Annotated in this window: 4 protein-coding genes; all 4 read right to left on the bottom strand. The window is 65.5% G+C overall.

The window, feature by feature from the left end; all coding sequences use genetic code 11:
- Positions 1-32 precede the first annotated feature (32 nt).
- The 4 genes from CSQ87_RS05250 to CSQ87_RS05235 all read right to left on the bottom strand — a co-directional run bounded on the left by CSQ87_RS05250 (position 33) and on the right by CSQ87_RS05235 (position 13,156).
- Entirely contained in the window at positions 33-956 is a 924-nt protein-coding gene (locus tag CSQ87_RS05250) for an isopeptide-forming domain-containing protein (protein ID WP_100512830.1), read from the bottom strand.
- The gene (locus CSQ87_RS05245; RefSeq protein WP_100512829.1) at positions 940-1,839 is read right to left on the bottom strand and encodes a class C sortase; all 900 of its coding nucleotides are present in this window, start codon (positions 1,837-1,839) and stop codon (positions 940-942) included. Before CSQ87_RS05245 ends, CSQ87_RS05250 begins: the two co-directional genes overlap by 17 nt.
- 623 nt (positions 1,840-2,462) lie before the next feature.
- A complete protein-coding gene (locus CSQ87_RS05240) occupies positions 2,463-4,124 on the bottom strand; it encodes a SpaH/EbpB family LPXTG-anchored major pilin (protein ID WP_100512828.1) in 1,662 nt (553 codons plus the stop codon).
- 245 nt (positions 4,125-4,369) lie between these two features.
- Positions 4,370-13,156 carry an LPXTG cell wall anchor domain-containing protein gene (locus CSQ87_RS05235; protein WP_243388838.1) on the bottom strand — a complete coding sequence of 2,929 codons (8,787 nt, stop codon included), beginning with the start codon at positions 13,154-13,156 and terminating at the stop codon, positions 4,370-4,372.
- Between the last annotated feature and the right edge of the window lie 286 nt (positions 13,157-13,442).

The following is a 13,442-nucleotide window of genomic DNA, read 5'->3' as shown; positions in this document are numbered from 1 at the left end:
CTGACAGCTCCCGCCAGCGAAACCAGGAACCACTACTTGAGTGATTCATGTGATTCGCGCGAGCGAATGCGGTCGCGGACGAACAGCACGATCACGGCGAGGGCGCCGAGGATCACGGCCGCTTCGACGTAGCGCATGACCGCGGCACCGGTTTTCGCCACGGTGGAGGGACCGGTGGAGCCGGTCGTGCCGGTCTGACCGCCAGTGCCCGGCGTGGAGCCAGACCCCGGTGTCCCCGGCGTGCCCGTGCCCGGCGTACCAGGCGTATTTGGCGTGGGCTCGCCGCCGGGATGGTTCGGCGTGGGCGGATTCGGCACGCTGACCTGCTCGAATTTCGGCGCGGCGACGACGTCGTAGTTCGCCCCGCCCGCCGTTCCCGAGGCACTGTCGTCGGTTTCGGGCACGGCCACGAGGAAGGCATCGCACGCATATGCCTTGTTGGCGGCCGCGATGCCGGTGCGGGAGACGAGGTAGAGCCCCGGCGTGAGGTCGGAGACGATGGCGGTGCCGTCGGCGCCGGTGACGGCCTTGGTGGTCACATCGTAGAGCCGGTGTTGGCCCGCGTAGGCGGCGAGCTCCTTGGCCGCGGCGTTGAACTGCGAGGAGGTGAGCGAGGTCCAGTCTCGGCTCAGCGATCGGAACGCGGAGCGGGTGGTCAGTTTGGCGATGGTGCCGTTGGAGCCGAGCGTGGCGTCGGCCACATGGGCCACGGCGTAGGTGTCGCCGGCGAGATAGCGGGTGGACGAGGAGTCCTTGATCTGGGCGGCGATGGTGAGCGATCCGACCGGACCGGACTGGGTTGCTCCATACGTGCCATACGTGGCGGCATGGGCGGGAGCCGGGAAGACGCCGACGAGGATGACGAACAGTATGGACAGTATGGCGAGGAGTCCGGCCGCCCTGCGTCGGTTCGACACAGGTGCGTCGATCGCCTGCATGTTAGGCATGATGGCCATGTCGCGGTCTCCTTTCGCCGGTGTGGCTGTGCTGCGCCGGGATCGTATGCGTTCGGCGGTAAACATGTCGGGCGATGCCACCGCCGATGAGCAGCACCGCCAGGCCGATCATCGGGATCAGGTATTGGATGGGGATGTGCAGACCGAACTGGTTGGCGGCCTGCTCCTCCATGTCGGGCGTGTAGGGCACGCGATGGCCGCGGATCAGCAGTCGGTGGGTGTTCACGCCGTAGGGCGTGCAGGTGATCAGCGTGGCCTGATCCTTGCCGGGGGCGATCACCAGTGATTTCGTGTCGGTGGGCAGTACCGTGACGATGCTGTCCACTTTGTAGGCGTAGGTGTCCTTGAGGATGCGGAAGAAGAAGAGGTCGCCCTTCTTCATCTGGTCGAGGTCGGTGAACAGTTTGGCACTGGGCAGGCCCCGGTGACCGGAGACCGCCGCGTGGGTGGAAGCGCCGCCGACCGGGACCGACGTGCCTTCGAGGTGCCCGATGCCGGATTGCAGCACCGGTTCGGAGGTGCCGTGGTAGACCGGCAGGGTCTCCTTGAGACGGGGCACGGTGATGTAGCCCATCATGCCGTTGCCGTCCACGTTGAGGATGGACTGGTATTCCTTGTCGGTGGCGGCGGTGTTCACCGCGTTGGCGAGCGCGGAGGTGGCGCCTCCGGCCGCCTGCGCGGCGAGCTTGGTGTTATAGGCGTGCGCGGCATTGAGGATCTTCCGGTATTCGGCGTCGCTGAGCGCGTTGACGGCCGCATCGTAGTTGCCGACGGCGCGGCTGGCGTTGCGCATGATGAAGAAGTTGCTGATCGTCGGGTAGAAGAGGACCAGCAGCCCGCCGATGATGACCAGCAGAGGCAGAATGTCGCGCAGCTTTTTCATGGATTGGGTTTCTTGAGGTGGGTGGAGAATGTGAGCCGGCCTGAAGCGAGGCTTCGTTTCAGGCCCCTCATCAGTCTGCCTACGGCAGCCAGCTTCCCCCAGCGGGGGAAGCCAAGATTCTTGCCTTCCCCTCGAGGGGAAGGTGGCCGGCGAAGCCGGACGGATGAGGTGACCGATAATGTCACATGCCCTCATCAGTCAGCTACCGCAGCCAGCTTCAGCCGCAAGAATGGACGACCTGACGGTCGCTCTCTTTCTACTCGCCTGTCGGCGAGTCTGAGTCCTAGAAACACTCCCGTGTTTCCTTAACGGACTCAGCCCGAGGGGGAAGCCCGCCAATCTTGCCTTCCCCTTAGGCTGAGCCCGCTTTGCGGACGCCAGAGGCGTTCGCAGGGCTCAGGCGAGCCGACAGGCGAGTATTACGGCGCGGCCGCAGGCCGTCCGACTTGCCGAAGGTGGCCGGCGAAGCCGGACGGATGAGGTGACCGATGGCGGAGCTTCGTTCGACCACCCCCAGTCGGCTCCGCCGACAGCCCCCGCCAGCGGGGGCGAAGCTCTCGGCCCCCGCTGGCGGGGGCTGGCTCGCGAAGCGAGACTGGGGGTGGTCGAGTGTCCTCGCGCTATCAGGCGCGCTTGCGGCGGATGGCCCAGACGACGCCGAAGGCGACGATCAGCACGCCGACCACGGTGAACGCGACGGTACCCATGCCACCGGTGGACGGCAGCGTGAAGCCGCTGTTGTTCTGCACCGGGACCACCGGGTGCTCACCAGTGCCAGCAGTACCGTTGTAGGTGATCTTCCAGGAGGTCAGCTTGCCGGTGTGGGTGGCGTCCACCGCACCCTGACCGTTGACATCGTACGTGGCTGTGATCTCGACCTTGATCTTCTCGGTCAGCTTGTTGTAGCCGGCGGGAGCCTCGGTCTCCTCCACCCAGTAGGTGCCGGCCCTGAGGCCGGAGACGACGATGCGGCCGTATTCCGGAGTGACAAGCTCGTCGGTCAGGCCAGCGGCGGTCTGGTCCTTGTTGTACTTGGCAGTGGTGGCGGTGTTGCCATTGCCGGCGGTGACGTTGAACTTCAGCGCGGTGGCGTCGGCCTTATCGCTGTCGTACACCTTGAACTTGGCGCCGCCGAGTCGCTCGGAGGACTCGTTGTAGATGTTGCCGGTGTACTTGTCGAGGGTGAACTCGAAGGTGTGCACCTTGACTTCGCTCGGCACGGAGGTACCGGTCTGGTTGCTGGACGGATCGTTGCTGTATTCGATCTGCGCGGAGTTCTCGTTGCCCGCGGTACCGGTGACGGCGTCCTCGTTCAGCGTGGCGGAGTATTCGACGGTGACTTCCTTGCCGGCGGCCTCCGGGTGCTTGTTCTGGATGTCGTTGAACTTCACGGTAATCTGGGTTTTTCCGTCATTGGCGCTGCCGTCAGTCAGCTTCTTGGCGGTGGCAGTGTAGTCGGCCGCGGGAACGACGGTGCCGTCGATCTTCACAATGGGGGCAAAGTTCGCGGTGTCAACGGTCAGACCCTTGGACAGCATATCGTGGAAGGTGAAGACGTAGCCTTCGGTGTAGTCGGCCATGTTGGCGGCCACGATGGAGGACAGCTTGTAGTTCACGGTGTCGCCGATGTTCTTGTCGGTGGCGGGCTTGTTCTCAACGGTCTTGTCGACGGTGGGCAGCTGGCCCTTGATGTCGGCGGTTACGTCCGGCTCATCCACGGAGATCAGCGTGGCGTACTGATCTTTGGCGTCGGCGTTCCCGGCGCCCGGCACGGCGACCACGTAGTAGCCGTAGGCGAGGTTGCTGAATGATGCCGTGTACTCCTTGCTCTGGGCGTCGTTGGTCTTGGACACCGTGGCGGTAGCGGCGAGAGCGATGCCGCTGTTCTTCTTCTGCGCCCAGTTCGAGGCCTTGGTCGCGAAGTTAACCAGATTGGTGCCCGTCAGAGTGCGAATGTAGGCTTCGGCCTTGCCCGACAGCGTGGCGTCATCGGCGTACTTGGTGCCCGCGGCCGCCGGATCATTGGTGCTGGTGAAGAACGTCTTCCAGCTGTCTTCCAGCGTGTAGGCCACGGCCTTGTTATTATCCGCATCAGTGCCGGTCGCCGTGGCGCTGAACATCTTGTAGGCATTGACGGTCGCGCCGGCGAACTTGGCGTCCTTGGTGCTCACGGTGAGTGTGCCGGCAGTGGCGGCGTTGGCGGTGGCGGCGCCGAGGCCGGCCATGCCGAGTGCGGTCGCGGCGGCGAGCACCACGGCTGCGATCTTGGTGATCAGTGATTTCATCACTGCTTCCTTTCTCTTTGTTATGGACATTTCGGTACCGCTTGGGTCAGCGGAAGTCTTGAATTGTGTGGGGTTCGACCACCCCCAGTCCGGCTTTATGCCCCTCATCAGTCAGCTATCGCTGACAGCTTCCCCCGGAGGGGGAAGCCAAGGAGGCACCAATCCTTTCTGCTCCCGCTGGCGGGAGCTGTCCGCCATAGGGCGGACTGAGGGTGGTCACGCCCCTCATCAGGGGGAAGCCAATCTTAGGCAACATGGGCACCTCGCTTTCGGGGCTTTGGTCCGGCACCCGAACCGGCACCCGAACCGGCACCAGAACCCGCACCCGGCCCAGCGCCAGCGGCGGCAACCGTGAAGCCGGCCGGCTCGAACCGGTCGCGCATGTACCATGCGCCGCCGAGCGTCACGAGCAGCAGGCCGAGCAGCAGCAACCACACCGTGCCGATGCCACCCGTGTCGGGCAGGGAGGGCACCAAGTTGGTCACCGTGGCCACGCGCTCCTTGGCGTCGTAGCTCACGGCCACGGAGTATCCGGCCTCGGCCGGCGTCTTGTCGGCATCCTGCGTGCCGCCGTCACCCGCGTAGGTCATGGCGAGTTCCTTGACGGTGTACGTGTAATAGCGCGTCACGTCCTCGCCGTTGGCGCCGGAGCCCTTGTCGACGAACGCGACCGGCAGTCCGGTGATCTTCTTGCGCCACGTACTGCCCCAGATCGAGGAGGAGTCGGAGGAGTCCATGGTCACGTTCCACGGGTTGCCCTGCTCGGTTGGCACGCAGTCGGCGTCCCGGCACTCGATCCGCTTCGGGGTCACGGTCTTACCGTCCTTGTCGGTGTAGGTCGCGGTGATCTGCAGGGTGATCGACTTCGGCCGTTCCACCTGCGATCCAAGATCCTTCCACACCTTCTGCAGGGTCAGATCGACCGTCTGGCAGCCGTCCGCACCGCACGGATCCTGACCGTCGTCGGGTTCCGGGGTCAGTCCGCCGTTGTTGTCGGCCACGGCGGTGTCGAGCATGAGCACGACCTTCGCGGCGGAGACGTACACGCCGAGCGGTTCGGCCCGCTTCGTGCCGTTCTCGCCTTCGTCGGTGCCGCTCTCGTTATTGGCCATCACGGCATCCTTGTAGTCAGCGAACTGCTGGATGTCGGGCGTCGTGTACTGGTCGGTCGTGCCGGGGACGAGACTGCGCTGCAGATGGGCCACGTCGTAGCGGTTGAGGTGCAGCTTCAGCTCGCCGCTGGTATCGGTCGATCCGGTCTTTCCGCTGCCGTCGTCCATATGCGAACCGTTGGTGAACTGCTTGCGGGCGGCGGTCAGCGCGTACGACCAGTTCCACGGCACGTCACGGTAGATGCGGTAGGTGTTGCCGTTGCCTTCGATGCCGTACACGGTGTTGAAGTCATACACGGATTCGAGGTTGGTCTTGCCGGTGAACGGGCCGACCAGACCGGCCGTGCCGCGGATGGTGTCGGCGTAGGTCATGTTGTTGTTCTCGAGCAGGCCCTCATCGTTCACGGCCGCGAATCCGCCGGCGTATCCGGTCTTGAGGCCCGCGGTGCCGTCGGAGTCCTGCGTCGCTCCCCCGCCGAACACGTCGTAGCCGTCGGCGATGCCCTGCACCAAGGAGGAGCCGATCTTCGTGCGGTTGGCCTTGATGAGCTGCACCTTCACGTTCTGCGCAGCGTCGGAGTCCACGCCCTTCTTGGAGCAGCCGACTTCAATCTTCGAGTCGCCGATGGTGATGAGCGCCGTATCGTCGGTGTCGTCGTTCTCGGTGCCGTGCTTGTCGAGCGCGACGCTGATCTTCAGACCGAGCAGGTTCAGGTGGATCACGTCGCCGTCGGCGAACAGGTCGAGGTCGATGTACTTGGTGAGCCACTTGAGGTGCTGCTCCTTGTACTGCTTCACCGCATCGGTGAGATGCTGGGCGTCGTTGACGTACAGCAGGTCGAGCAGCGGATTGACGATGTACTTGAGCAGCACGTCCACGAGCGCGGAGTTCACGCCGGTGTCCAGCAGATACGCCTTGGTGGTCTGGCCGACGAAGCCGCCTGCCAGCTCGCCGCTGGTCACCTTCTTCAATCCGGTCGCCTTGCTGCCGGAGATGCGGGCGAGGTCGGCGAAACCGGCGAAGCCGCCGGCGATTTCGGCGCCCTTGCGGTGGTCGGCGTCGGTGAGCAGCTGGTCGCGGCCATACTCCTCGCCGTTGTGCGTGGCGGTGACGGTGTAGCCGCCGGCGATGCCGGAGACCGACGAGTCCTCGATATGCGAGCCCCAGATGTCGAGCAGTCCGGCGGTGAGCCCGACGAGATTGCCCGCGTTGTCGGCCACGCCGTGGAGCACGGAGACCTTGTTGGCGCTCACCGTGCCGGATTTGCCCAGATGGCCGATGAAGCCGCCCACATAGTTGAGGCCGGTCACGCTGTTGAGGTCGGTCACGCTGGACTTCTTGACCGATCCGTTGATCAGTCCGCCGCCGAAGCCGCCGGCCGATCCGGTGAACCGGGTGGTGTCGAGCATGCCGGAGGTGTTGGAGTCGTGGGCCTTGATCTGGATGCCGTCGGCCACGCCGGTCACATGACCGCCGTAGATGAACGTGCGGAACGCTTCGAGCACGCCGATGTTGCCCACCTTCAGCAGGCTGAGCAGCAGGTTGGTGTCGTCGCCGGTGCCGGCGGTGCCGCCGCCCACCGAGGCGACGGAGGAGACGTCGGCCAGTCCGAAGAAGCCGCCGGCGTACTGGCCGCCCTCCACGCCGCGCAGACCGGTGACGGTGTTGGCCGCCGCGTCCTTGGCGGAGGCGTCAACGGCGTCGTTGGTATCGGTGGCGGAGTTGCGGTCGCCGAGGATCGCGGCCTGCAGGGATCCGGCGAAACCGCCGGCGGTGACCGCGTATTTCGTGGTCTTGGTCGCTGTGGCGCCGGTGCCGGTGGTCTGCGTGTACGCGCCCTCGACCGTGTAGCCCCAGTTGGCGTCGTCGGCCGTCACCTGGGCGCCGCGGATCGTGACCACGGTGGCCTTGAGCAGACTGACCAGTCCGGCCGGGTTCGCGTTGTCGATCAGGGAGTCGAGCACGGTCTGCAGGAAGCCGTCGGAGGCGTTGGTGTCGACGTCGGCGGTGGAGCCGGAGACGGCCGCACCCACGTAGCCGCCGATGTTGTTGGTGCCGGAAACCTTGCGCAGGTTGGACACGTTGGCGTGGGCGGCCTTGGCGGGGTCGGTGACCGCATTGCCGTCGGAGTCGCGGTCGCCCCAGATCTGCCCGCCAACCATGAAGCCGGCGTATCCGCCCGCATTGCCAACGCCGTACTGGGTTTCCACGCCGGTCGCACGGACCTTCAGACCCTTGCGGTAGCCGGCCACGCTTGACGACTTGATCACTGGGACGAACACCTGCGGGGCGCCGAGCAGCTTGCCGAGGTCGAGATCGAGCCAATCGAGCAGCTGCACGCCGCCGAATTCGGCGGCGGCCCCGGCCTCCATGCTGCCCACGTAGCCGCCGGCCGCACGCATGGCGGTCACCTGCCTGACGTCCTGCGACTGGCCGTCGGTGATCGTACCGGTGCGCATCAGCCCCACATGGCCGCCGGCCACGCCGGAGTCGCGCAGGTTCGCGCCGATCTCGTAGCACTTGGCCAGCGCGTTCTTCTTGTCGTCGCCGGTCTTGTCGTCCGCGGCCTTGATGCATGCCTGACGGACGTCGGTGTCGCCACCGAACTGGCCGCGGCCGGCGACCACGTTGAAGCCGAAGACGTAGTCCTTGAGGAAGGCGTTCAGGGTGGTCTGATCCGTCACCGTGTCGGCGCCGGCCTTCACCACATTGGTGAACTGCTGGCCGTAGGCGCCGTACTTGCCAACGTTGTCGCGCCACGCCTGCCACTGGCCGTAGCTCATGTTGCGCAGCGGACCGGTGACCTGCGTATGCGTTTCGGTCGGGTAGACGTTGTCGAGGGCCTTGACGAGGCCGGTGACCTTGATAAGCCCGCCGAGCACATAGATCGAGCCGACGTCGGCGGTGTCGGCCGCCTCCATGAATCCGGTGAATCCGCCGGCGAGCTCGTGGCCGAAGACGCTGCGGATGCGGGCCGCGTAGGCGGTTTTCATGGTCGGCGTGGTGCCGGCGATGCTGGACCACTTGGTGGTGCCGGTGGTGTCGTCGTGCATGCCCCAGACGTGGCCGCCGCGGTTGTGGCCCACGTATCCGCCGGCCATGCCGCGTCGGGTGGTGGTGTCGGATGCGGCCTGCGCACGCACCGCGGCGCCGCAGATCACTGCGTCGGTGGAGCTGTTGCGGATGGTGGGCACGAAGTCCTGGATCGCGGAGACCGCGTTGTCGACGTCGAGGATCTTGCTCAGCACATTGCCCTTGCCGAGCACGTTCGCCGCAGCACCGGGCTGCATCGAACCCACGTAGCCGCCCGCGGACACCTGACCGATGATGTACGCGAACTCGTGCGCATCGCTGTTCTCGATGTGACCGCCTTCGATGTCGCCCGCGAATCCGCCGGCCATGCCAAGCGGGTCGGAGGCGCCGGCTGCGGTCTTGTGGTCGGCCTTGCTGGCCCGCACCGAGTAGCCGCCGGTGCCGCCGGTCACGTCGGATTGTTCGATGGTGGAGACCACCACGTTGAACACGCTGAGCAGCTGGCTGACGTCCACCGCGCCGCCGAGCAGGTCGAGGCCCTCGCCCACGGCCGCGGTGGAGCCGATGTCCATCTTGCCGATGTAGCCGCCGGCGTATCGCGGGGCGTCCACGGCGTAGGCGCTGCCGGAACCGAGGTAGGTGTCGTCGATCGATCCGGTGGTTTCGAGGTTGGTCGGGGCCTGCACCGTGGTGTGGCGCAGCTTCGTGACCGAGGAGGTGCTCACCTGCACGCCGGAGCCGTAGCCGATGAAGCCGCCGGCCGAACCGGCGTTGAGATCGGTGGTGGCGTCGCCGGCGATGCGCTTGGCGGAAACAATGAAGCCGTAGTCGGCGGTGGCGGTGACCGTGCCGCCGGCCGCCTTGAAGGTGTCGTCGTCGGATTTCACGCCCGAGTACAGCACGAACGGCACGTAGCCGGAAACGAGCTTGAGCAGGCTGGTGAGGTCGATGGTGCCGAGCTTGCCGAGCAGACTGATGCCGCCCTTGCCGGCCGTGGCGAGCGCGCCGGAGACGACCTTGCCGCCGAAGCCGCCCGCATAGGCGCCGCCGGTCACATGGTCGATGTTGATGACCGCCCACGGGCTGGCCTTGACCTTGGTCTGGAGGTCTGCGAGGGTGGGGTCGTCCTTGAGATCGTCGGCGGTGAACTCGTTGATCTTGCCGCTTTCGAGGTTGCCGGCGAAGCCGCCCGCCACGTCGCCGGTCACGTAGCCGCCGTTCACGTAGGTGACGTCGACGGCCTTGTAGTTCGGGATCAGGTACGGTACGGCGCCGAGCAGGCCGTCGACGGAGAGCAGTTTGCCGTTGTCCCCGGTCAGGTCGGGCAGCAGACTGGTGTCGTCGGAGTCGTTGATCGCGTCGGCGAGGCCGCCCGTGGTGGAGTAGCCGACGAAGCCGCCCGCGTTGGCGTCGGCGACGGTGGCGTCCGCGGTCACGGACTTGAGCTTGGTCACATGGGCGTCGATGGTCTTGGTGCTGTTGGCCTGACCGTAGAAGCCGCCCGCGTTGTAGTCGTTGGTCTGGTTGGCGGTGTTCCTGCCGGTGGCTTCGACGGTGAATCCGTCGTCGATGCCGGCGACGCTGGCGCGGCGCACGGTCACCGAGGAGTATTGTGCCACCGTCAGCAGGCCGGAGATCTTGATGAGGCCGAGCAGGCTGACGCCGCCGGCTCCGGCGACCTTGCTGGGGCCGGTGAAGCCGATGAAGCCGCCCGCTTCGCCCCGGGCCTCGACCTTGGCCAGCTTCGACAGGTGCACGTTCATCACGTCGCCGCCGGCGGCGAATCCGATGGCGCCGCCGGCGTAGTTGCCCTTGGCCGTCACCGTAAGGTCCTTGCCTTCGACGGTGACGTTGGACAGTTCGAAGGCCGCGAACTGGTTGCTGTCACCGAGCAGGTCGGGCAGGGTATCGAACTTCTTCTGGATCTCTTCCTCGAACCCGGAAAGGTCCACCAGCGCCACGGTGTTGTTCAGCAGTGCGGCGACGGCGGTCGGTTCCAGATCGCCCGCGATGCCGCCGACGTACGCGCTGCCGGTATACGTGCCGTCAGCGGCGCCGGAGCCTGTGACCGAGCGCACGCCGGTGATGACGGTGGATCGCGAGGTGGGGAACGGACGGGCGTTCTTGTACTTCCAGAGCGCGAACTTCTCGAGATGCGCCTGCGAGGAGTCGCCGATCACCGTGCCGCTGCCGGCGCCGATGAGGCCGCCCACGTAATCGCCGTCGGCGGTCACGTCGATGGTGCCGCGCATCCGCGTGCCGAGCACGGCGGAGGGGCTGACGCCGGCGAGGCTCAGCAGATCGCCGGAATTGTTGGTGTTGAGGGAGTTGCCTGACAGCAGGTTGGCGAGGAGGTTCACCACGCTTTTGACCACGGTTTTGCTGGAGTCGTCGGCGCTGCCCAGATCGAGGGCCCAGCCGACGGCGGCCTTGCCGGTGAAGCCGCCGGCATACGATTTGTGGTTGTTGTCGTTGGGGTCGGTTTTGGCGGCCTTGACCGAAACGGTGCCGGTCACGTCGTCGTTGACCGCGTAGGAGTTGGCCATCGCGCCGGAGAAGCCGCCCGCGTACGAGGTGGCCTGCACCTGCACGCCGCCCTTGGCGTTCATGGCGGATCCCTGAATGAGGCTCTGCGGCCTGAGTGCCGAGAGCAGATCGATGTCCAGCGACTTGAGCAGGCCGCCGATCGACCCGTCACGGCTCACGCCGGCGAAGCCACCGGCATACAGCTTCGCCTTGACGGCGAACGGCTCCTCGCTGGAGACGGACGAGTTCTCGATGATGGCGCCGGCCTGCATGCCGACGAAACCGCCCGCGAAGTCGGATTCCGCATTGCCCAGCGTGACGCCGCTTTGGAAGTTCGTGACCTTGGCGCCGGAGATGACCGGATTGCTGTAGCCGACGGGGATGAGCTTGTCGAGGCCGAGCACGCCGGACAGCAGCCAGTTGACCAGATCGCCCACACCGAGGAAGGGGATGGCGTTCAGGATGCCGGCGAGCAGCGAGACGACCTGTCCCAGTCCGGTGCTGACCAGATCGTACTGGGTGGAGCCCTCCGCGTAGCCGACGAAGCCGCCGGTCATGCCTTTCTTGGCATTGGCGACGTAGACGTTCTCCACCTCGCAGTTGATCACCTGCGTATCGCTGTAGATGCGGCCGGCGAACGCGCCGGTGGCGAAGTTGGAGGGGCTCGCGGCGTGCAGGGTGAGCAGGCTCTCCAGATTCAGATTGATGTGCAGCGTGTTGAGGATGAAGTCGAGGATCGCGCCGAGTCCCGTGGTGAGGGTATCCAGCAGGGACTTGGTCTCCTTGGTGGTGGAGGAGTCGTTGGTCACCGACACGTCGGAGAGTTTCACGTTGGCTACGGTGACCTTGCCGGATGTGCCGAGCGAGTTGCTGGTCACCACGCTGCCGGGGGCGAGTGAGGCGAAGAAGCCGACGCCCTGCTGATGCTGGGTGTCCAGCTCGCCGGTCTGGTGGACGGTGACGTTGCTGATGACCGGCTTGGTGACGTCGGCGTTCGCCGTGCCGAGACCGTCGGCGGCGATCTGCTTGACGAGGTCGCCCTGCGTGTCGCCGTTGGGGGCGATCGCGCCGACCATCGTGCCGGAGAACATCAGCGGGGTCCAGTTGGTGCTGGTCGGGTTTTCGGCGTTGTGGCTCAGGTCGATGTCGCGGAAGATCAGGTAGTTTGCGTCGGCGGAGTAGGTGACGCCGCTGACGATCGCATGGTTGTTGGCGCCGAACAGACCGTCCCTCGCGGTCACCTCGTTGCCGTTGTCGTCCACGGTCACGTACCGCAGACGGGTATGGCCTTCGACCGCGGTGCCGATTTCGTCGGTTTTCGCGCTGCCGCCCTCGTCGAGCTTGCCGGTGGTGTCGAGGTCGGCGTCGCCGGCGTAGACCACCTGCTTGGAATCGGCGACGTCCACCCAGTCATACTTGGGAAGTCCCAGAACCGTGGTGCCGGTCCTCTCGTACCGCTGGGTGATCGACCAGACCGGCCGGGTCACCTGCTTCCCGGTGCCGATGGCGCGCAACTGCTGCTCGTTGCCGATGAGGATGTAGGTCTTCTTGTTGATGGTGACGGTAACCTGACCGGCGAAGTCGCGGCCGGACAGGGAGTCGTGCGCGACGGCGGCTTTGGCTGCTGCGGCGGCGCGGGCCTTGTCCTTGGATGCCGCCTGGGCCTTGGCCTTGGCGCTGGACTTGGTGCTGGCGCTGGCTCTGGGGGCCGCGGTGGATTTGGCCGATGACTTGGCTGAGGACTTGGTATTGGCGGAATCCTCGGCGTTCGCGGACGCTTCGCTCTTCGGGGAGGCCGTATTCGTCGGAGAGGCGGTCTTCGAGGAATCGGACCCGGTCTTGGTATCGGATTCTGTCTTGGTGCCGGAATCCGTTTTGGTACCGGACTGGTTCTCGGTAACCGCGTTTCCGGTCTGGGTGCCGGACTGCGTCTTGGACGGAGTTTTGGACGGTGTCTTGGATGCGGACGGATCGGACGTCGTTCCGGACGTTGCGGCAGACGTGGCTCCGGACGCTGCGGAAGACGTCGTTCCGGACGTTGCGGAAGTCGACGGATCGGCGGCCACGATCTGATCGGACTGGCTGGCGATTGCCGACGTCGAGTCTCCGGTGGAGACGTTGACGGTTGAGGCGTTAGCCGCGGGGACCAGCGAGAACACCGACATGGCCACGGCGAGGAATGCGGCTAGCGCTCGGCGGCCCGACCTCCGGCCGGCAGTATGGCGGGAGTCGCGACGAGCGATGCCGCGATCGGTCTTGCGAGCGGCGTCCGGATATGCTTCACCTCGGCGATGGGGCTCCTCCATGGAGCTCCCGGCGCCATCGCCGAATCGAGAGATCACCCAATCAAGCGCGGTCATTACGTCTCTTCCTCTACTGCTCTGCGTTCGTGACCCGACTTCCACATACCTCCCAAAAGGGGGTTAACAGTGTTAACGTAAGGCATTAAGACGACAACAAGCGTTGAAATGTCGTTCTTCATACCCCCTATTTACCCTCAAATCCCCCTATGTTTTTTACCGATTTGTTATCGGTTTCATCCTTGTGATTCCAGCCCTGAGGCAAAATATGGCAACAGTTGGCAACAATCCCGACACGCCGCGACGGGACACCGCCCGGACCGCACGGGGTAGCACATCCGGTCGA

The sequence above is a fragment of the Bifidobacterium simiarum genome (genome assembly GCF_002802905.1).
In the GTDB taxonomy this organism is placed as follows: domain Bacteria; phylum Actinomycetota; class Actinomycetes; order Actinomycetales; family Bifidobacteriaceae; genus Galliscardovia; species Galliscardovia simiarum.
This window is presented reverse-complemented; position numbering and strand designations above follow the sequence as displayed.